This window comes from Enterobacter roggenkampii (genome assembly GCF_001729805.1).
GTDB lineage: Bacteria > Pseudomonadota > Gammaproteobacteria > Enterobacterales > Enterobacteriaceae > Enterobacter > Enterobacter roggenkampii.
Genome location: NZ_CP017184.1, coordinates 3,318,466 through 3,340,206 on the forward strand (window position 1 = coordinate 3,318,466; position 21,741 = coordinate 3,340,206).

The following is a 21,741-nucleotide window of genomic DNA, read 5'->3' on the forward strand; positions in this document are numbered from 1 at the left end:
GGTTACCGTTTTTAATGCTTACGCCCTCTCCCGTGGGAGAGGGTCGGAGTGAGGGCATCAGGCCGCTGAAATTAACGCAGACCCAGCTGGAAAATCAGCGTTTCAGCTTCGCAGGCAAAAACAAAGTCGATATCCAGCTTCACGCCGCCTTCCACTTCGGTAAAGGTCGACTTGATTTCACACGGCTCGGATTCAACATCACGCGCACGCTTGCTCAGCGCGGCCAGGGTCTCTTCCGCTTCGGCGCGGTTGGTGAACACACGGCTGTAAGACGCGGTGCAATCGGAGTTGTCCATGATGGTGCCAACATCCATACAGCAGCAAACCGGGGTTTCATCAGCACTGCATTTACTCATAGCTCAATTTCCTCTGTATTCGCGCAGCGCGCGAGATAAACACGATGCTGCTATTTTACGCCCCGGCGCGGGCTCTCTCCAGCCGTTAATGGCGCAAAATCGGATAAGTGACCAATATCACACTAAAAAATGATCTAAAACAAAAACCACCCTTTTGGGTGAGTCGCGATGGTCACAATTTTGCCAACCAGATCTCGTTTCACGAAACATGTTTGAAAATATTAATAAACAAACTTGCAACATTCAGGCTGGTCGGACCTATACTCTGGCCACTGGTCTGATTTGTCTGTCATACCTCAGACCCTACACTTCGCGCTCCTGTTACTGTATGTAACAATTATTGAATAAAAATAACTCAATGAGGTTATGGTCATGAGCCAGAAAACCCTGTTCAACAAGACTGCGCTGGCAGTCGCAGTGGCACTCGTCTCCACTTCCGCATGGTCAGCGGGCTTTCAGTTAAACGAATTTTCTTCCTCTGGCCTTGGCCGCGCGTATTCAGGGGAAGGCGCTATTGCTGATGATGCGGGTAACGCAAGTCGTAACCCCGCATTGATCATGATGTTTGATCGCCCGACCTTCTCTGCCGGTGCGGTTTATATCGATCCTGATGTCAACATTTCTGGCAAGTCGCCTTACACGGGTGCGAGCCTTAAAGCGGACAATATTGCCCCAACAGCATGGGTCCCTAACCTGCACTTCGTTGCGCCTATCAATGAACAGTTTGGCTGGGGAGCATCCGTAACCTCTAACTACGGGCTTGCTACCGAGTTCAATAGCAACTACCCGGCTGGTGAATACGGCGGTAAAACGGACCTTACTACGCTGAACCTGAACCTGAGTGGTGCTTATCGCCTGAACGACAACTGGAGCTTTGGTCTGGGCTTTGATGCCGTCTACGCCGATGCCAAAATTGAACGTTACTCCGGGGAGCAAACTGCTCGCCTGCCAAAAAACAGCAACAAAATTGCCAGCCTTGAAGGTGATGAGTGGGGCTATGGCTGGAACGCCGGTATCCTGTACGAGCTGGACAAAAACAACCGTTGGGGCCTGACCTATCGCTCCGAAGTGAAAATTGACTTCGACGGCGATTACAAGAGCGGCATCCTGAAGCCTGTGAACAACGTGGTTCCTGGTGCGGGTACCACCATTCCTTGGGGAACGTCAAACCAGACCGTTCCAGGTTCGCTGTCACTGCATTTGCCAGAAATGTGGGAAGTCTCCGGTTATAACCGCGTTGCACCGCAATGGGCGATCCACTACAGCCTGGCCTATACCAGCTGGAGCCAGTTCCAGGAGCTGAAAGCGACCGGAAGCAATGGTCAAACGCTGTTCTATAAGGACGAAAGCTTCCACGACGCTTATCGTATTGCGTTGGGTACCACCTACTACTACGATAAAAACTGGACTTTCCGCTCCGGTATCGCATTTGACGACAGCCCGGTTCCGGCAGACAAGCGTTCCATTTCCATTCCGGATCAGGACCGCTTCTGGATAAGTGCAGGCGCGACTTATGCGTTCAACGAGAATGCATCCATCGATGCGGGCGTATCTTATATGCACGGTCAGAAAGTGACGTTCCAGGAAGGCCCTTACGAGTTTACCTCTGAAGGTAAAGCCTGGCTGTTCGGTACGAACTTCAACTACGCGTTCTAATCGCGCAGGAATTGAAAAAGGTGAGCATTGCTCACCTTTTTTATTTACTCCGAATCGATATCTTTTAGTTCGTTCTCGATCGCCTTCGCGTTTGGATTCTCTTCCGGTTTCAGCTTACCGCCGTTAGCAATAAAGTCATGATTCTGGAAGTACGCTTCTCGCACCATAATATACGGGTCAGAAGACTGGCGCAGTAAGCCATCAGAGTCGAGCAGTTGCGCACGGGTTTCAATCCCTTCCACCGTCCATTTACCCACCGACAGCGGCCAGGTCAGCCACGACAGAACCGGATACAGCGTATCAACCATATCGCCGCCGTCATCACGAAGGGTGAAACTGCCGTAGAACGGTAATTGCATGTACGGACCGTACCCGACGCCATAATGTCCCATTGTGCTGCCGAAACGGTGCGGCTGCTCACGCTGCAGTTTCGGGTTCGCCATGCCTGCCACGTCAATAAAGCCGCCCATCCCCAGAATAGAGTTAAGGAAGAAGCGGGTAAAGTGCACCATCCCCTGATACGGGTCGCCCTGCAGGAAGTAGTTCACCATTACCGCAGGCTCTTCGAGGTTGCTGGTAAAATTACTTAACCCGTTACGCGCGGGCTGGGGAACATAATCGCGCCATGCTACTGCCACCGGGCGAACCACATACGGGTCCAGCACGTTGTAGTTGAAGTTATACATGGAGCGGTTAAATCCTTCGAGAGGATCGGAGCGTCCCGTTTGCTCCCCGGAGCTGGCGCAGCCCACAAGCATCGTCGCGCCAAGCGCAAGCGCCGACAGCCGAAGTTTCATAAATATCTCCCTGTTCAGTATGGCTATCGTTGATTGCCATCCGTAACGGAGCCGTTGATGCTCCGTCTGTAAACGTGCAGGCGATTGTAACAGCACGTTTACCGATGTCTATGAGCACAATTACGGGCAGTAATCACCGTGACTCTGATCTCAGCATAGCCTGGCTTTTGGAATTCGTTTCGTTGGCAATTTTATAATGTCTTTGAAAGAGATGTATCACCTTTGTTGTCATTGCCGCCAATTTAAGAGCATCCCCACAGGCATCCCGATAAAAGCCGCTACGCTTAACAGAAAGATCAACCTCCGGGAGCAGATATGAAAGAAGTGGGCGAAGAAAAAATTGGCGAGAGCGATGAGGAACTTGAAATTGAAAGCGAGGAGAAAGCGCGTGGCGAGAAAATAGAAATTGATGAAGATCGCCTCCCTTCCCGCGCGATGGCCATCCATGAGCATATACGCCAGGACGGTGAAAAAGAGATGGAGCGCGATGCCATGGCCCTCTTCTGGTCAGCTATCGCCGCAGGGCTCTCAATGGGCGCATCTCTTCTCGCCAAAGGGATATTTCATGTTCAGCTGGAAGGTGTGCCGGGCGGTTTTTTACTCGAGAATCTCGGCTATACCTTCGGCTTTGTGATTGTCATCATGGCCCGCCAGCAGCTGTTTACCGAAAACACGGTGACCGCCGTTCTGCCGGTGATGCAAAACCCTACCCTCGGCAATTTCGGTTTATTGATGCGGCTCTGGAGCGTGGTTCTGCTGGGAAATATCATCGGCACGGGCATCGCGGCCTGGGCGTTCGAATATATGCCGATTTTTGATGAACCTACACGGGATGCATTTGTAAAAATCGGCATGGATGTGATGAAAAACACCCCGATCGAGATGTTCTCGAATGCCATCATCTCCGGCTGGATCATCGCCACGATGGTCTGGATGTTTCCTTCAGCAGGGAGCGCCAAAATTGTCGTGATCATATTGATGACCTGGCTGATTGCGCTGGCTGACACCACGCATATTGTGGTCGGTACCGTAGAAATACTGTATCTGGTCTTTAACGGTACGCTTCACTGGAGCGACTTTTTCTGGCCGTTCGCCCTGCCGACACTAGCAGGAAACATCTGCGGCGGAACGTTTATCTTCGCGCTGTTAAGCCATGCCCAAATCCGTAACGACATGTCGAACAAACGCAAAGCGGAGCTTAAAGCGCGGGAAAATGATGATAAATCGACAAAAAAATCGTCCTGAATGGTGACTCTTTGAGCAGTCAGGCGGCGATGCGCTTAACGCAAAGTGTAAATGACGCTATACTCGTGCCGCCTCGTCCCCTTAGTTAAATGGATATAACGAGCCCCTCCTAAGGGCTAGTTGCAGGTTCGATTCCTGCAGGGGACACTTTGACCTTCACGCGCATTCACCTTTTTATCGCCAGAATTCACTGAGCAGAAGATTCCTGTTTTATTTGAGCGTAACGCGCAGCAAGCTGTCTTAGGCGCAACTCCAGCTGGGTCTTTTCGGCTTCAGGAAGCGCATCTCCGGCTGGATGCTGTGACAGGCGTCGGAGTTGTTCTTCAGCCGGTATTGTTTGGTTAAATGACTGTATAGTCGAAAAAACCACCGATTTAAGCTCACTCACCGTGATATATTTTCCTTTTTGCTCATCCAGACTGCTCAGCCGATGACTCAGTTGCTGAAGCTTCATCATTCCCTCATACCAACTGTTCATAGCGTCGACAGGCAACGCTGCCGCGTTAAATTTTTGGTGCCACTGCGAGGTGAGCGGCTTCGCCTCCTCCGGCCGCAATATCTGGAGTTGCGCTAACAGCTGAAGGCTGTAGGAAATATTCCAGTCAGGAGGCAGCTTATCCAGTCGGGCAAGCTGCTGCTGCGTTTCTGTGATAAATGTGGACGGTAAAGTACCTTGCTGTGCTAACGCGTCTTGCTGAACAGGTGTAAGCACTTCAGGTAACGGCGCCAGCGAGGCAATGGCCTGAGTCGTTAAGGGATCGGGTCTGGACAGAAAGCCCCCTCCCCACGCCACGGCGACGCCGATCGCCAGCATAGAACACATCCCGGCGACAAAGGGTTTCCATGCTCTGGCAGCTCCGTGGGCTGTCCTACGATCCTCTGCATTCGGCTGATTTTCCGGCTGCACAACATAGACCCATTTCACTTCGCCAACCGATTCCGCCCTCTCCTGAGGTAAGTCACGACCGGGCAGCTTAATCGCATTCAAATCTGATGCGTCATTACGGATTTCCAGCCGTTCAGCATTCGAACGTACCAACGTTCGTAATGTATCGAACTGGCTAAGGTGCTTCAGTTCAAGGCGCTGGAGCACCGAACCCAGCCGGGTAAGCAACGCTTCAGCGCTATAAAGCTCACTGAGATGGCTGTTGTTGAGTGGAAGCATACGCATGCGCTGCTGCAGGCGCTGGCTCAAGCCGCTAAGAATTTCCATACGAGCATGTAATGTCTTCGGCCAAAAAACGTCCCACTGATGGCTAATCAGTGCCTCCAGAATCGCCAGCCCTTCGTTCAGGCCAGCTAACCCCGACAGATGAGTCCGAGCAAGGGTGTACCAGGCTGCAGTCTGCAACTCCACACCGTTCTGTTCGAACAGTGAGAGACCGAGTTTTTCGACATATTGCCAGTTCACATCCGGGCGAGCAGGATGAGTCAGCTTACTGAGTTCATCGCGGAGGGCGGCGTAATCTGGCAGCGTGCGCGGGTCGCCGCCGGTTTTTATTTTACGTGGGATGATGTCATTCATGACCTATTGTCCATTTGACGTATCTGGAGCTAATAAAGGATATTGTTTATGCGGCTTCGCTTTCTGCATATTCGAGACTCTGCAGATACTGTAGCGCTACCGGGTCAGCAATATATTCAATCTGCCCGTGGTGACGCTCCACCTCTTCAATAATTCGGCTAAGCTCGATCCGGAAAAACTCTTTACGCAGATTGATTCGGTTAATCCGGTAGCGTTCCAGATGTTCATGTAACGTCCTTTCTAGCGCAGGGGCATCATCGCAAGAAATCATGGCGTGGACATCAAAATCAAACGGCACAGCTGCCCCGCTCAATTCTTTCACGCGCTCCATGGGCTCCAGTCGTCGGGTCATACCGATTTTGAAGACGTTTTCACCGAAGGAGCCGATATTCGAAATGACATACACGTATCCCTGTTTGGTGAGCTGGGCCATGGATTTGGCACGTTCATACTGCTGATGCACGTCCTGGATTTTCTGCTCCAACTCCAGGCGCTGTCTTTCCAGTTCTACCCTGTGAGCACCTTCAGCGGCAAGCAGGGCTTCTTCCAGTAAACGCTGCTGTTCGGCGAGACGTTGCTCCTCCTCTTCCGCTTCGCGCTGCTGCTGTTCCAGTTCATCCTGACGCTGTTTTTCTTCACGCATCTGGCGCTTGAGCTCAGCCTGATATTCTTTTTCTTCCTGCGCTTTTTCCAGCAGAGCAACCTTATCCAGAAACTGCTGTTTTACGCCTTCCCAGTCGGCGTTATCTTCCAGTTCCAGAAAGGCGATTTTCTCGCTGATAGCAGCGTAAGCCTCTCTTTCCTTCCTGAGCTGGTCGTACTTGCTTTGCCAGTTATTCACCGTGGTGCCAGAAAGCAGGGTTTTGACTTTGAATTTGTACGCGGAGTCCACAATACGCTGCAGTGCCCGGGAGGCTTTATTTTTGGCATTGTGGAAGTCATCCCACTGACCGGCAAGGCGTTGCTTTTCCTGATACAGACCGCGAGCCACTTCAGTACTGACGGTTTCTTCAAAGGCCTTCTCTTTCTGAATGAGGTACGACATAGCCTGTTCCAGCTCCGCTGTTTTCTTACGGAAGCCCCGGTAAATGAAAACCCGCATTATCAACGCAACGGCTATCAGTAAGCCAAAGAATAAACTGATGATTCCTGCTGGATTCGACACAGACTCGATAAATCGCTCATTAAAATTTATTAATGCTCTTACCGCGACATAAATACCCCAGACAATTACACCGATAATAACCAAAACAACCCCTGCGGCATTGTCATCTTTTTTCCTTCGTGCCATATGTTATTTATTTCCTTGTTTCATATAAATCTGATTATTAAATCTTTAAAACAAATAGGGCATCTTTGCTATATCTTATTAATATTGACTCCCTGAGCAAATCGGTAAACGGGTATATCCGGGTTTGTTGGCCATATAGAGGGGTGCGCATGTTGACTGTCGGGCTTTTGTGCTGGCCGGTTCGTCGTTTTCTGTCACGCGTTGCTGTTTCTACTTTTTCGCAGTGGTTATCTTTTTCATCTGCTTTTTTCGGGAGGAAGTTGATGGTGTTAAACGATTGCTGCCTTCTGAGGGACTATACCCGGAACAGAATCGTTTCGACTGACTCAAAGTCCCGTCATTACAGACAAAGCGTCCATCCGATGTGCAGTGCGCTATACCTCCTTTTGAACCTGAGCAAGGCTGCCTTCCGCGTGCCGCATCGGCCTGTGTTGTCAAAATAATTCCTGAGACCAAAAGGAAGATTAATTCTCTCTTTTTCATACTCGTTACTTACTCTGTTATTTTGGAGTTCCGCTTCCCGCTAGTTTTGTTATTTCTTTTGATGAGAACGGAATAACCAACAGTCCCAAAAATTATTACTCATTCCGTTTTCGCTATGAAAGAAGCGCGATAATTAGCCCAAAAAATGTGCTCTCATCAAATTGCTGTCTTGAGCAGGATAAAGCGCCAGGCGGAGTAAAGGTCCAGTCACTCACGGCACCTGATCTCATGAATAAACGGCCCAGGGAGGTCATATGCCCTCCCTCATGGAAAATTGCCTCTACGCACCCAGTCACCCCCTTACCATACAGAAATACCGGCGTAAACTTTACGACCCGGCCATCGTAACGAAGAACGATACCTGAAATTTCAAAAGTGCCGTCCACCACCAGCAGGTCCGAGACGAATGCTGTGTACGGTTCTATATTGAGTCCGGTATCCACCAGCCACGCATCCATCTGCTCCTGAAGCTTTACCATTCGCAGGCGAAACTCTGCAATATCGGCCTGACTCTTACTGACAACAGGAACAGGTGCGGGTTGGCTGGCCTGTAGTTTTTTCATAAATTGTGATTTTGCTGACATGGTATTACCTGATATTAATGGGGGGCTACTGAGCCCAGAAGCTGCTGGTTCTTAAGGTGTCGCAGCATAACGCGACCTTCGGGCATAAACTGGGTTCCATACCGTACAAGCCCAATACCTCTCAATTCAGCATCAATGGCGTAGCGGAGTTCACCGGGCACTTGCTGTTCGAGTAAAGTGACATTCAGAGACTGCACACGGGGTTCATACTTAAGCAAGACACCAGCCAGCGTATCGATTAGCTCATGGGCAGTTCCAGGCATTCCTTGCAGGATTTTAGTCATATCGGGCAAACCATAATCTGGTAAATGGCTTACGGTTCCAGTACGGGCATTTAAAATACGCTGGATATTATGCAGTACTGATAAAATGACCTGGTCTTCTTCGTTTACAACTTCAAGGGAAAGCTCCCCTGTAAAGTTGCCAGTAAGAATTTCATATAAAGATGGGGATTTTCTGTCTGGCATTTTGACCTCAGGAAACTTGCTGAAATGGTTGATTTCTATTTTTAATTAATGTTGAAGACTTCATGTGATGTCCTCTATCATTTCAATGATTACGGATTTTGCACCCTGGTAAAGTCCAGCCTGAAAACCCGCTGTCAGATGGGTATAGAAAATCGGTTCCTGACCATTCAGGTGCAACTAGATCTGAGAACTGATATTCCCAAAAATACCAAGCTGAACTTTTTATTTTTCCTCCAGATTTATCATAGACGGCGAAAAATGGTTGATTTGAAAAAAGACGTAATACCCGTCCCAATCCGCCAAAAGGTTTGTAGTTAGGAATGTAAGTAATGGCATAGCAAGTGTTGTTCTCATTTCACATTTTTCACCAGGTGTGGTTTAAATATAAGCCAGCATCTTTATAGAAAAAAGGATAAGAAATAATAATATAATACATTAGAGCATCATTTTTAAGATCGATTTAATTGCCCTGCGCACGTTTATTCATCCTCGTCATGAACTCTTCATTGTATAGTCATGAAGTTAAGCCTATGGAATTAATGAATTAAAGAAATGATTCGGCTACACCACTTTTTATGTTGAGAGGAAATCGAGTACCCATCCACACAATTACCTATGTAATTGATTGATAAGAAATCATCTCCAGTTAACTCGCCCGGGAAGAAAACGGCATCACCAGCAGTTCTTTTGATACCAGTACGTCGTATTTAAGTACCGTATCAGCCCTGCGCAATAGCGTCTGGTAATCGCTGGCATCAACTGCTTTACGATCCCTGAGCTGATAAATCCGTACCATTGTCGCCAGCGGCGTCTGTGCGCCATCAGCGTTAATGGCCGTACGCGGGGTAAAATCAAGATGCAGCGTTTTGATTTTCTTGTAGAAGATGGATTTCGTGATGCTGACCGTACCGTCCGTAACGGTCTGAGTCAGACCGCAGCCAGCGAGCAAACCACAGGCAATAAGCGTCAGCGCCCGCCAGCGAGCTATATTTAAAGTGAATACTAACTATAATTAACAGAAAAGATTCGCAACATGGGGAAAAATAATTACGGATTATGTTATTAAAATCACTAATTAATGGCCCGCAATATATACCCAACAAACCTCAAAATGCATGAGCGACTCATCGCCAAGCCCGGAACAACTCGACTGATAAGCCATCTCACCATGCAACTTCAAGTTAATCGAGTATAAACATTACAGAAAATATCATTTGAATAAGCATCAAAGTAAAAATATAACACATGGATTTATTTTAAAACAAATCCGTCATAGCCTAATTCACCAGGAAAAAGAAGTTCTTTATCCTTACCGTACAAAAATTCAATGGAGTCATATGCCGCAATTTCAGACATACCGTAAAATAGTGAAGGCTTAAATATCACACCCCCATTAGAATCATATAAAACAAAATAGTAATCTTCATCTTTCAGGTATTTATAAAGTGATAACGGAGATATTATTTTAGCATGATATATATTTACCTTATATTGTTTATCAGGACTGACTATATCAAACACCTTTGTTTTTTCATTGATAAACAAAGTAGAAGGCAAAAATGCCCAAATGATTAGCAATAAAAAAAATGCAAGATATATTTTTTTGATTTTCATTTACAGAGGAATTTCCTTGTCAGTTTCTCTCGGCGAGACCCATAATACATCAGAAAAAACAATGTAATCACCACCTGAATCATGTTTTTTTTGCCACTTCCGGAAGTCTTTGTTAAAAATCGGCACAAATCCTGAAAAACTCCTCACCAGATGCCCCCAAAAACCAGATAAGTAAGTGGACATGTAAATGCCAGTTTCTTCCTTGTTTAGTATACGGTTTTTACTCCAAACCCCTAAAGGTTCTGATGCATTTCCTTCATCAACGAAATCATAAGTATCCTTGAGGTAAAAGCCCAACTTATCTACAATAAAAAATACTTTTCCCTCCCTGACTTGCGTCATTCCACGAACACATACTTTAAGATTCGAATTTCCCATTGCACCATACCAATCGTTTACCGTATCAAATTTACTTCCTATGGTTATTAGATTTACTTGGGATGTGTTATCCAATTCCATAACATCGTCAGTATACCCAAGAGATATCGCACCTTTATTAAAATCACCTTTATTTTGAAGCAATTTTCTTAATCGAGCAATACCTTTCATACTTTTCCAACGACCAGTAAGCTCTTCAATCCCAGCGCTAACCTGCTCAAATTTAAGTGCCCATGACATTTTGACTATTTCAGTACTAACTTGAGTTGATGGTAAGTTTCTTGCATCTTCATCTAATTTTTTTCTTTTACTTTCAGTAGTAAAAATAAATGCTGGTGAAATTTCAAACCAATGCTCCATTAACTTAGGAGCCATTTCCCATCCCATTTCTCTCATCGCGTCAGGGATCATATCAATATGGAAGAAGTCTACACTGACTTTCTTTTCCTGCTGCTCCGGTTCTTTTGTGGTAGTCGTTGATGAAACTGCCATTACCTTGTCCCCGCTCTGATCTGGAAAACATAGTCCAGGTTTACGTTTTCTTCGGTATCTGAATTTATTGCATGCGTCAGAGCTGAATCAGTTCTTCCTACCACTGTACCGGTAGATGTCTGTAATTGATATGCAAATTCCATATCTTCAGAACCTGTTAAGGAATCCAGGACCCTGAAACACGCTGTATTTGGACCACATGATAAATTTGGTAATGGAGCGGGCATTTCAGCAGTTCCCTGCCCCAGGGTACTGCTTCCCGCCGCCATAGTCCGCTTCACCCTGCGCAGATACATCGCTGTCGTGCCGTACTCAATCTTCCCCGCCTCCAGCCGCAGGTAGCTTCCGCCCCCAGTCAGCGTGATACGTTTCTTTCCGGCGAAGGAGATGTCACTCGCCGAGCTCAGCGTCAGCTTCTGCTCCGCAAAGAGTCGCAGGCTGGCGTTTTGCGCCTGGACATCCACCGGCCCTTCCGATGCCTTCAGGTTCAGTTGCCCCTCCCGCGCAAACAGCCCCAGCTTTTCCCCGGCCAGCGCCGTCATGTTACCCATTGTTCCGATACTGATATCCTCGCCCGCATTAATGGCGACGTTCTTCGCGGCTGTCATCTGCAGGTGCTCCCCGCTGGTCAGGGCCATTCCTTCCGGAGCGGACATCAGCAGCACCTCATTAAGCGGCTTCAGCCGCTGCTCAAACATCGCTATCTGGCTGTCGACATCCGCTTTCAGCGCCTGAGCGTGCTCCGCCGCGGTTTCCAGCTGCTGCAGTTGCTGATTCAGCCGGTCGATTTCCTTCAGCGCCGCATCCCTGTCAAGGACCTCACCCTGTGCTTTCACCTGCGCATCCGCGCTGACAAACAGCCCTTTACCGGCACGAATAACGCCATGTTCATCCGTGCGCAGCTCGGTGCCTTCACCGCGACGCTGTCCCTGTGCGTCCACCAGATGCCCGCTGTTCAGCTGCGTTTTGCCGTACTCCGTGGCGAGCTTGATATGCTCCTCGCCACGTTTATCCTCCATCCGCAGCTTGTTGTTCGCCGGGGTGCGCAGCACGTTGCGGGTGTGGTTGTCGCGGGAGACAGGGTCCGGATGTTCAGAATCGTGCAGGGCATATGCGATATACGGCAGGTCAATATCGCCGTTGCTGTACGCAATCGCCACTTCGGTCCCGTCGGTGAGCGGTGTGTGCCACCCCAGCGTGTCTCCGGCATAAGGCTTTGCCATCCGCAGCCACAGGTAGCCGTACCCGGGTTCCGTCCCCTCCCGGTCGAAGTCGAGCTTCACCCGGTAGCGCCCCTGTTCGTCAAGGTGGGCGTAAATATCATTTTTCTCCCGGCTCTCGACCCGGGCCGGAAGCGTGCCGTGGATTTCCGGGCGCGGGATGTCCGCCGGGCGGAAACAGTAACGCTCGGTGTAGGGCATGCCCCACACCGACACGTGCAGGCGGAAATCACGGGCTCCCCGGAAGGTCACAAGCGTGAGGACAACACCCTCTTTCAGGGCCGTAATGACGTCGCCCTGTGGCTCCAGCACCTGCCCGGGCGTGAGGTGGGCAGCATTGCTGAACAGGTGGATGCGGGCTGATTTGTTCAGTTCCCGCTCGTGATGGATGCGGGCATAAAAGGCGCCGGATTCGGTTTCCGGCTCCGGGCTGGTGTCGTCACCTGCGTCACGGTAAGGCGCTGCGTAGCGGTAATGTTCCCCGGTGGTGACCGCATCGTTACGTACACTGACCGTCGCATCCATCGGCGTGGAGGCAGTCCGGTAGTTGTAATCCCGCGTGGCGACAGAGCCGGTGGCAACCCTGTGCCAGGTCCGCACATCCCAGACCGATTCTGCCGCGCCGTCAAACAGGCCCGATGGCTCGCTGTACGGCAGGCGCACGTCAAACCGGTAGTTAAGCTGGCTGTCGGCAAATATGTACGTATCCAGACCGCGCACGTCGTCCATCTCCGTACGCCAGTAAATGCCCACCTCGGACAGAATGCGCCGGATAAACTCCAGGTCCGTTTCCCGCCACTGGGTGATAATTTCACGCGGCGGGTAGGTGCGCTCCAGCCTGAATTCAAAATCAGGTCCCTCCAGCCCGTGTCTGCGCAGCACCTGCTCCACCACCTCCGGGACGGACTGGTTCTGATATACCGCGCACTGCCGGGTGTATCCCAGCAGCGCCAGGCGGGAACTGAGCGTAAGCCGGTAGTGAGACTGGTCCCTGGATGTGGACAGCCATTCCAGGCGGGTCACCCTGCCGTGGACATTTTTGCCGCTTCGCATCCGGAAGGTGGCATATTTCATCAGCACCTGTTCCGGGGGGATGTTCGCCTGCAGGCAGGTGAACTCAATATCCCACCGGAACGGCTCACTCAGGGCTTCCCTGCCGCGAAAGCGCAAAACATCCGGCTTCACTGGACTGTCATTAATATCCAGAAAGTAACAGGTCTGTCCGTCAAAAAGCGCTAACCAGTTATCCATCACGTCATTCCTTTACCGGCACAAGGCTGAGCCAGCCATCACCCAGTTCAATCGTGCGGGGTTTGTCCGGGTCGAGGTCATCACGGGTCAGCACCAGACGCCAGCGGTTCTCCTTCTGATCCGGTCGGTTAAACAGCCCCACCACCGCCACGAACTGAGTGTCCTCATCCATGGGCATATTGAGCGTCACGCTGCCTTCGGGCATCACCAGCAGCTCTTTTGATGCCAGCACGTCGTCCTTAAGTACCGTATCGGCCTTGCGCAGCAGCGTCTGGTAATCAGCGGCATCAACCGCCTTACGATCCCGGAGCTGATAAACCCGCACCATGGTCGCCAGCGGCGTCTGTGCGCCATCGGCGTTGATGGCCTTGCGCGGGGTAAAATCCAGATGCAGTGTTTTAATTTTCTTGTAGAAGATGGATTTCGTGATGCTGACCGTACCGTCCGTAACGGTCTGAGTCAGACCGCAGCCAGCGAGCAGGCTACAGGCAATAAGCGTCAACGCCCAACAGCGGGTTACTGTTGCCATTCAAAAATTCCTTAATTGAAAGTGGGAATACGTGATTAGTCGAAGCGATAATGTCCGTCTTCAGCGGGGGAGAAAGCAGAACATTGCAACCCTTCATAGCGGCCCAGACTGACGGTCAGAGTTTCCCGGTCATTGCTGAGCTTGCCTTCTTTGAGACCCAGTAAACCGGTCCGGCCCAGCTGGATACGCCTGCCTTTACCAAGGCGCGGTTCAGGCAACAGCCGCACGGGTACCGTGAGGCGCAGTCGGGCATCACTTCGGTAGCCGAGATAGACGCGCAGCAGGACCAGTAAATCGGTATGGAGGATGCCACCGGGTAACCAGCCTTCGGCTTCGCCGGGATCTTCCGTGACCAGTGTCACCAGCACTCTGCTACAGGCTTCCCTGCCCGTTTTACCCAGCGTGGCCCGCTGAGAAAGACGGATGCGGTTCCCTGCACCCAGCCCGCTACGGTTATCGATATGGACCTTCACCGGATCCGGTTCGGTGATAATTGCCCGGGTATTCGGTGCCAGCAGGCTCACCAGGGCCCGGATGCCTTCTGCATTGCGGGTGGGTAATCGCATGGTGCCCAGCAGGGCCAGAAAGCGGGAAACCGGCGTCGCCACCTGCTCAGCCGTTCCCGGTATACCGAGTCCCACCAGCCCCAGCAGACACTGAGATGTGGCATCGCGGCCACCTGCCTCGAAGGTGGCCGGATAGGCGTATTTTCGCCAGATCCGGTAATACTGGGTGGTGATGCGGTGGCTGAAAATATCCAGAAACGAGGTGACCGCCTCGTGCCCTTCGCGGCGCTGCGCAATGTCGTCCAGATAGGACGTTGGCAGAGGGGAGTCCACGCCATACACCCCGAGAAATGTCGTGCGGACCGTTGGGGGTAATGTCGGGTTGTCTTCGTCGATCTCCACCGCTTTCAGGGTACTGACCGGGAATCCCATACCAGGCCAGGGCCTGAACCGTACCGGATCGTCGCCCGGATGGCTGGTGGTGCCCAGTTTCGGCGCGTCCGGATTTTCCTGCTCCAGCAGTTGGCAGAAACGATAAAAATTGGCCCGCCAGATATCTTTGTTAAGGGCTAACGTCAGCCCGGTACGTGCTGGCTGTGATTCTCGCGCCATCTCAGTCGTTTTCCTGTCGGTTGCAGTACCAGCGTGAGCTGGTTAAAGAGGTGAACATCGGCATAGAGCGCGAAGAATCGGTGCAGCATCTCGCCGAAGAGATTCACATCGCCCTCGCCTGTAAAATTATCCATGTTAGTCGTAAGATTAATAATCATTTTAAAGTTGGGGCTTGATGTGGTTTTATTGACAATGGTGAATAACCATTTATTTTTCTCTTGTACCAAGCGTTATTTCCTGTATGCGACTGGAGTCTATCCAAGAGGAGTAAATTGTCCCGTTCTTTGCTTGATATTTAATATGCGAAGCACTCCCTGAGTTGTCTTCGACCTCTACATACTCCCCTGGCAAAATGAATAAACCTTGACTTGGAATAAATAACTTATCATCTTTATAGAACTGCAATCGAGCAGTACCAATAACTTTGTAGACTGTTTTTTTGTTTAAGCAGTTAAAATATACTGAAGCATATCTTTCATCAAATTTTAATTTTTCTGGTTTATCTGGGTCAATAGTAATGTCTTCCAAACTGAATTTGAGATAATCATACTTCATCCATAAAAGAAAACCTTCGCCCGGAGTGTCGACGGATTGCTTGTTATTGAATTGAACTTTAGCATATATATTATCATTACTGACACGGTCGATGTCTGCTGTAATCAGATCTCTGTCCACTTTCAATTCATTTATCAGATTTGCATCGCTGGAAGCAACTATTTTATCTAGATATTTCGAGCAATTATCAAAATCATCATCAGTAACACCTGAAAATGCTGAGATAGAGTATGTTAGTAACAATAGAGGAAATATTTTAAACTTGATCATTGTTTAGCCTCGGAAAATTCGTTAGTAAATTTAGGTATAATCGCCCCACATTCTTTTCTATATAACTTTTGTGCTGAGTCTTGGGTTGAATACCACCGAGCATAGTTTCCGTCGTGCTTATTGATGTAATACACAATATATTCCATAGAGCTTTCAACGGAATCGAATACTACAAATTGCTTTGGTTTATCCGTGACTTGGGTATTACCTCCCTGTCCACTTAATCCTTTTCCTTCTTTTTTACTCCAAATCCCCGTTGGCTGATATTCTGGGTGCTGCGCAAAAAAAATCAGAACTCCATCCATATGCTGGCGGAGTGCCATGTACTTCCATTCCTGGAGCACTACAATGCTGGTATTGACCAGAAGTAAAATGTGTCGTCTCAATGCGAAACATTCTTTCAACTATTACAGACATGTCTTTACCATATTTATCATATATCTTACGTAAAGCATCTTTCCCGTCTTGTACAGTAAAAAGTCCCGCATGTTGTTTTTTTATGTTAATAATCGCCCCCAAAAACATTATTGGGTGCATATGCCAAAGTTCGGGTCCCAGTTTCTCAGTCGTGACATCCTGCATCCATACCATCTTATCGAGAAAATCTTCGCTGTACTTCTTCCATTCCGGCGCTTCTTTCTTCAGCGCATTCAGGAACGGTTGCCAGATAGCATCGCCTTTTTTGAAGTACCAGTCGCTGGGATGTTTTACGATAGTTTTCTGAATGACCTCACGATAGTCAGGATTATGTAGACCTCTCCAGTATTCCATTGGAGAATAACGATCGCTTCCACTGTCTATTTTATCAAGAAGGCGCTGATAATTATGCTTTACCAGGGCGTGACTGGTTTGCGTATCACCGGTCGCGGCCTCGTAAAGTGAGTTGATAAGGCTGCGGAAGAATCCAACAGGCTGATTCTTTCCATCAAGGTAATCAAAGCTGGTCGGTTCTGCGGTTTCAGTTCTGAAACCAAGCTTTGCCAGATCATACTGTGACAGAAGCTGCGGTTCTGCCTGGCCTTTGGGTACGTAGGCATTCTCTGGTCGCAACTGCCAGTATTCCTGTCTGGTCGATTTATCGACTTCTGTCTGCACCTGTTTCAGTGGCAGGATCCCTGTTCTGGTCGCCACTCTGGTATCCTTTGTGAATGTACCGGTTGCAACATCCTTTTTGTACAGCGCCAGGCCAGGAGTGTATTTCAGCCAGAGCGGATTCTTTTCTCCCGCCTGTTCGGGATTGGTCAGAAACTTTTCCAGATTGTAATCCATGCTCGTGCATTCAATATGTACCTGGTATCGGGCCTCATATCCCCCGTCCTTAGGTGCCTGATAATATCCCATATGACCAACAGGATCACCGGCAGTGATGGAGAACGGAGACGGACACACAACCTGGTCAAATTTCATGGCCTCTTTGGCTGGAGGCATAAGCTTGCGCCACCATGACGGACCAGCGCCGGGAGCGGGTTTAATATTATTATTATCCACTACCACCCAGTAACGTTTACCGAGGATCAATGAGGTACTGACCTTTTGCTTATCATCTGTATTACCATCGGCATCAGGTAAACTTTTCAACGTCACAAGACCATACCGGCGCTGGTTATACCCCGCCGCGTTAAGACTGGTATCAGAGGAGTCCCATTCAACGCCTGCCCCCACAGGCATATACCCTGCAATCTGAGGCTGAAGTTGTTCAGAAGTCAGTTTTGCCGTGAGCCAGTCCATTTCAGAAAACGCTTTAAGTGTATCCTGAGTAATCCACTGATTTTCCGATTCCGACTCATAAGCAGAATACGGAGCCAGGTGCATATACAGGGTATAGAAATGAAGCCCGCTGGATTCCGTTTCACCCGGCTGAATGTAGTGTTTTACCAGGACGAATGAACCGGAGAAACTCAGCGGTCCGGATTCCCATGCAATCGTCTGATAATCCTTGCAGATACGATAAGCAACCACTTCCCCGTCAGCCATGCATCGAATCGCCTGCTCACCTTTAAAGGGAACCGGGAAATCCATCGCTTCAAGAGGAGATTTACCACTGAGTGCGCACCACGGGGTCGTGGCTTCGGTGATATGGATCCCGCCATGCCACATTCCACTGCGGCCTATCGCATATTGTCCGGTAGACTCCCCCGCTAAATGGGAGAGAATATCTTCCTGGTTACTAAATTCCTTCCCCCGGTTGTTAGAGGGAATTGGCCAGACAATTTTGGGTAACACAGACACGATTCACACTCCCTGTCAGTCACTAAACGATTTACAGACGACCTGATTGACATTCATGATCTCAGCCAGGTCGAAAACCGACAATAAATCTTCCGCTGTTAACGAATCAGGTTAATCTTTAGCTGGACCTGGGTTCTCGTCCTCTTCACAAGCTATGTCTGCATCAATATGTGTATTCAAACTCTTAGGCATAAGCTGACTCCATTTTATAATTTAGGGCTAACGTCAGCCCGGTACGTGCTGGCTGTGATTCTCGCGCCATCTCAGTCGTTTTCCTGTCGGTTGCAGTACCAGCGTGAGCTGGTTAAAGAGGTGAACATCGGCATAGAGCGCGAAGAACCGGTGCAGCATCTCCCCAAAGAGATTCACATCCCCCTCGCCTGCAAAATTGTCCATATTCAGCGTGACCTCAATATCCACACCCCGGAGCATAAAGCCCTTCTCAAAACGGCGGATCAGGGTGTGCTTCACGGCAACTATCGCTTCAAGACGACGGCGGTTCATCTCATCGTCAGTCCAGTCATAGAGCGCCAGCGTTCCCCGCAGGACCTCCGGATTGTCCATCATACTGAGGAAGTTTGAGCCGAGATGGCTCATCACCCGCCAGTGGAAGCGATCGTTTGCCGGGGGGTACAGCGGCATCGTTGGTGCTGTGACATTCAGGACCCTGACGGGCACTTTGCCGGTTTTGACCACCCTGTCCAGCAACGTACTTTCCAGTGCTTTGCGCGGAAGCTGGCCGTTGGTGCCGGTTATTCGCATCGAGAGGGACTCCGGTTTATCGGACAGCTGCTCCAGTTCGAACGAGCGGCCCCCGAGAATTAACCAGGTGTCATACAGGCCTGAGGGGCCACGTTTCACGCGGGTGTGGTAATAACGTTCAGGGGCATCGTGGCGCATCATACCGCCCCGGTGCCGGAAACTGGTAAAGGGCACATAGGGGTGTTTGCCATTCTTCACCGCGCCGTGGATGTTATCGACGCTATAAATCTCTGTGTGACCATCCTGAAGACGCAGCGGCCTGAGCAAATATTCGTTTTCCAGCGGGTTAAGCGTCAGCGGGTCGGCTTCAAGGGTAAAGAGATTGATGACCGGCGCACAGTGCAGCCGGAAGTTTTCTGTCTCAAAAGGCAGATCGGATGACCAGGCTTCACTGAGCACAATGTCGATTTCAAACCAGGTGCTGGACTCAGTGAGCCCGATGGAGTCGAGGCCGCGTAGCTCAACAAACATAAATTTAGGACGGAAGCTGAAATACTCCAGCAGCAACTGGTAACCGCTGAAGGCGGTATTGGCTTTCTTCCACAGGCCATCATTGTCATCAAAGCCCATGGGTTTACACCAGCCGTCAAACTGATGACGTTCGGTGTACGTCCCGGCATGACGGGCATACATGGCATGTACACGACGGGTCATTGCCAGATGCAGCGCTGAGCTAATTGGACTCTCCGCATTAAGAAAAATGGCGACTTTGTCGATTTCGGCTTTACTCCAGTCCACTTTTTCAGGGCATTCGAAGCGCAGACGAATAGCGGAGCGGCCATCGGTTTCCGTATGCAGGCGGGCGTCCGCAAGGTGCAGTGGTTGCAGGGGAACATCGCGGGTCGTCCGATACTGACAGGCGGTTTTATGCGGCCCGACAGGACGTGAAAGAATGGAGAAGCCTTCCGCGAGCATTTCAGCCTGACGCAGACTACGCCAGTCAGGGGAGAACTCAACGATGGCCAGCGACGGGATAGTCCGCATATAGTGCGGCCACAGCAGACTCACCAGCCCTTCGGTGAGCTCCGGCAGATCATCATCCAGCTTTTCACGCAAACGGCCCATCAGGAAGGCAAAACCTTCAAACAGGCGTTCCACGTAGGGATCGCGGGCGCCGGGTTTATCCAGATTAAGCATTGCTGCCCGATCCGGATGGGCACGGGCAAACTCTTTACCGGCTTCTCGCAGGTAACGCATCTCTGCTTCGTAATAGCGCAGGGTTAAATCATCCATGCACGGCATTCCTGAAAATTATTAAAGAAAACATTAGACACAGAGCACCATGGCACGGGCTGGGTCAATGGCAATAAGTCCGGCAAGTAAGGACTCCATCTCAGGCATCAGACGGGATTTATCAGATTCGCTGCGACCGGCTTTCATACGTAGCAGCTTCAGGCGACGGGCCTGAACTTCAAACAACAGAGTGGGCTCCCAGTCTTCAAGCGTCAGCTGTGGTGCACTGGTGGTCAGTTCGCCAAGCAGATGAAGCGCCATTTCGTTTCGGCCATACTGCTCTGCCACACGGGCCATCAGCAGACGTATCAGCCAGCGATGGCGTGGTGTGTCCATCCCCGGTCGGGACTGAAGCCAGGCAAGCGCCGCTTCGGGCCCTTCCGTGTCTCCCTTTTCCATGGCTTCGGACTCAAGGAGCAGCACATCATCAGCTTGACCATTAACGACGTTAGCGGGTTCATCACCGTAGATCCGGCCTTCTTCATTCACTTTTTCAGCAATCCAGGCGGTGGTAACTTCGTCGGCAAAAGGGGTACCATCATTCCATGCCAGCCCTTCAAGACCCGGGAGGCGTATAAGCAGCAGCCGCAGATCGAACAGGACGGAGTCTGTCCAGGCATCCCAGGGATGACCGGCATGGCTGAGCCCCTGCCAGAGGTACCACTGAAGATCGAGCCAGAAATGGTTGACCCCTTCGCAATACATCTGGCTGGCCTGCTCAACCAGCTCAGTCCAGTTTTTCTGAAGATATAGTCGTTTGAGCTGCGCGCGATACTCAGGTTTTGGGGGGATCAAGCGGGTACGTCCGCTACTGTCCAGCGGAGGAAGCTGATCGACCGTATCCCACCGCACGGTTTTTATCAGCCGGTGGGAGGCAAGCCACCCCAGCGGTTGCTCACTCAACCAGCAGGAAAGTAGCTTTGCCTGGTCGAGTAAATCGCGGCCTGATTTCACGGCTGACAGCTTCGGTGAATCCGAGTGGGCAGCTTCACGCCCGTGCTCCTGAGCACTGCTGTTCTGGGGGACCAGAGCTTCCATACCACCTGAACGTGCAAGGCGGTTTTCAAGTGCGGTACAAAACCCTGCAAAAGACGGTTTTTCAGCTTCCGACCAGACGGACACGGCGGATTGAATCAGGTTTATGGCACCAACCGTCAAACCAGCATCATTGCTGTCCACCTCAGGCCATAACTGCAGGGCATCAATAATTTTTGCACTGTTGAGCCATTCCAGAGCAGCTTTACGGGCCACCGGGCGTCGTGGATGACATGCCTGTCCGTAGCGGATCAGCATCGCGGCAAGAAGCAGTAAACCTTCGGACAGCCCTTTTTCACCGTCGCGGCTGAGTCGGGCCAGCACGTACCAGGTCACCACACGAATATCTTTGGCACATTCACAAAGACACTTCGGGGCCAGGTCACACAACAGAGCCGAATCTGTACCTGAAAGCTTATTAATCTCTTCACGCATCAGCTGAAAATTATCGTCGTATGCGGGATCGTCTCCGGTTGCATTTTCTGGATTGATTGGTTTTAGCCAGTTATCCCAGAGTGGCAGGGCATCATGTGCCCGGGAGATGAGACGCTGCCTTTCTTCCTTGCTTGTGGCACAGGTGGTTAACAAATCTTCCGATGAACTCATTCTTTTTCCCGTTTTTAATCTCTTTCATAAATCTCACGACAGTTT

17 protein-coding genes, 1 tRNA gene and 3 pseudogenes are annotated in these 21,741 nt (G+C 50.2%); 3 read left to right on the forward strand and 18 right to left on the reverse strand.

The features are described 5' to 3' along the window. Positions 1-71: 71 nt before the first annotated feature. Positions 72-356, reverse strand: coding sequence for a YfcZ/YiiS family protein (locus BFV67_RS15605; protein WP_008502617.1), 285 nt, complete (start codon positions 354-356; stop codon positions 72-74). Positions 357-728: 372 nt separating this feature from the next. On the opposite strand from BFV67_RS15605, the gene fadL reads away from it, so the two are divergent. Next, on the forward strand, positions 729-2,012 hold the full coding sequence (gene fadL, locus BFV67_RS15610) for a long-chain fatty acid transporter FadL (protein ID WP_008502618.1): 1,284 nt from the start codon (positions 729-731) through the stop codon (positions 2,010-2,012). A 44-nt stretch (positions 2,013-2,056) separates the two neighbouring features. On the opposite strand, the gene mlaA is transcribed toward fadL, so the two are convergent. Continuing rightward, a complete protein-coding gene (gene mlaA, locus BFV67_RS15615; RefSeq protein WP_008502619.1) occupies positions 2,057-2,809 on the reverse strand; it encodes a phospholipid-binding lipoprotein MlaA in 753 nt (250 codons plus the stop codon). Between the two features lie 315 nt (positions 2,810-3,124). Here mlaA and BFV67_RS15620 point away from each other — a divergent pair, with 315 nt between their 5' ends. Next, positions 3,125-4,054: a formate/nitrite transporter family protein gene (locus BFV67_RS15620; RefSeq protein ID WP_008502620.1), complete on the forward strand. Its 930-nt coding sequence runs from the start codon at positions 3,125-3,127 to the stop codon at positions 4,052-4,054. 75 nt (positions 4,055-4,129) lie between these two features. Beyond that, positions 4,130-4,201, forward strand: a tRNA-Arg gene (locus BFV67_RS15625). Between the two features lie 40 nt (positions 4,202-4,241). Here the strand turns inward: BFV67_RS15625 and BFV67_RS15630 are convergent. The 16 genes and pseudogenes from BFV67_RS15630 to tssA all read right to left on the reverse strand — a co-directional run bounded on the left by BFV67_RS15630 (position 4,242) and on the right by tssA (position 21,696). Then, the gene (locus tag BFV67_RS15630; protein WP_063417321.1) at positions 4,242-5,579 is read right to left on the reverse strand and encodes a VasL domain-containing protein; all 1,338 of its coding nucleotides are present in this window, start codon (positions 5,577-5,579) and stop codon (positions 4,242-4,244) included. Between the two features lie 46 nt (positions 5,580-5,625). After that, a complete protein-coding gene (locus BFV67_RS15635; protein ID WP_063417322.1) occupies positions 5,626-6,870 on the reverse strand; it encodes a GIY-YIG nuclease family protein in 1,245 nt (414 codons plus the stop codon). Positions 6,871-6,948: 78 nt separating this feature from the next. Further along, a pseudogene (locus tag BFV67_RS24905) lies at positions 6,949-7,353 on the reverse strand (YdcA family protein). Positions 7,354-7,466: 113 nt separating this feature from the next. Next, complete coding sequence (locus BFV67_RS15640; protein WP_063417323.1) at positions 7,467-7,937, reverse strand: hypothetical protein; 471 nt, start codon at positions 7,935-7,937, stop codon at positions 7,467-7,469. Positions 7,938-7,951: 14 nt separating this feature from the next. Beyond that, a complete protein-coding gene (gene tssE / locus BFV67_RS15645; protein WP_069598632.1) occupies positions 7,952-8,404 on the reverse strand; it encodes a type VI secretion system baseplate subunit TssE in 453 nt (150 codons plus the stop codon). Between the two features lie 658 nt (positions 8,405-9,062). Then, a pseudogene (tssJ, locus tag BFV67_RS15655) lies at positions 9,063-9,392 on the reverse strand (type VI secretion system lipoprotein TssJ); the annotation flags it as partial. A gap of 263 nt (positions 9,393-9,655) precedes the next feature. Further along, a complete protein-coding gene (locus BFV67_RS15660; protein ID WP_008502625.1) occupies positions 9,656-10,018 on the reverse strand; it encodes a DUF6201 family protein in 363 nt (120 codons plus the stop codon). Next, on the reverse strand, positions 10,019-10,888 hold the full coding sequence (locus BFV67_RS15665; RefSeq protein WP_045351743.1) for a DUF6402 family protein: 870 nt from the start codon (positions 10,886-10,888) through the stop codon (positions 10,019-10,021). Further along, positions 10,888-13,359, reverse strand: coding sequence for a type VI secretion system Vgr family protein (locus BFV67_RS15670; RefSeq protein ID WP_084833297.1), 2,472 nt, complete (start codon positions 13,357-13,359; stop codon positions 10,888-10,890). The genes BFV67_RS15665 and BFV67_RS15670 overlap by 1 nt, the downstream gene beginning before the upstream one ends. 4 nt (positions 13,360-13,363) lie before the next feature. Next, positions 13,364-13,888 (reverse strand): type VI secretion system lipoprotein TssJ, encoded by a 525-nt coding sequence (tssJ, locus tag BFV67_RS15675; RefSeq protein ID WP_069598633.1) that lies wholly within the window; start codon positions 13,886-13,888, stop codon positions 13,364-13,366. A 35-nt stretch (positions 13,889-13,923) separates the two neighbouring features. Further along, on the reverse strand, positions 13,924-15,006 hold the full coding sequence (gene tssG / locus BFV67_RS15680) for a type VI secretion system baseplate subunit TssG (RefSeq protein WP_069598634.1): 1,083 nt from the start codon (positions 15,004-15,006) through the stop codon (positions 13,924-13,926). Continuing rightward, a pseudogene (locus tag BFV67_RS15685) lies at positions 14,970-15,158 on the reverse strand (type VI secretion system baseplate subunit TssF); the annotation flags it as partial. The gene tssG and the pseudogene BFV67_RS15685, both read right to left, overlap by 37 nt. Positions 15,159-15,213: 55 nt before the next feature. After that, positions 15,214-15,831 carry a hypothetical protein gene (locus BFV67_RS15690; protein ID WP_069598636.1) on the reverse strand — a complete coding sequence of 206 codons (618 nt, stop codon included), beginning with the start codon at positions 15,829-15,831 and terminating at the stop codon, positions 15,214-15,216. 240 nt (positions 15,832-16,071) lie between these two features. Beyond that, the gene (locus tag BFV67_RS15695; protein ID WP_235610601.1) at positions 16,072-18,060 is read right to left on the reverse strand and encodes a hypothetical protein; all 1,989 of its coding nucleotides are present in this window, start codon (positions 18,058-18,060) and stop codon (positions 16,072-16,074) included. Positions 18,061-18,285: 225 nt separating this feature from the next. Further along, positions 18,286-20,055 carry a type VI secretion system baseplate subunit TssF gene (gene tssF, locus BFV67_RS15700; RefSeq protein ID WP_069598637.1) on the reverse strand — a complete coding sequence of 590 codons (1,770 nt, stop codon included), beginning with the start codon at positions 20,053-20,055 and terminating at the stop codon, positions 18,286-18,288. Positions 20,056-20,088: 33 nt separating this feature from the next. Then, on the reverse strand, positions 20,089-21,696 hold the full coding sequence (tssA, locus tag BFV67_RS15705; RefSeq protein ID WP_069598638.1) for a type VI secretion system protein TssA: 1,608 nt from the start codon (positions 21,694-21,696) through the stop codon (positions 20,089-20,091). Positions 21,697-21,741: the final 45 nt, after the last annotated feature.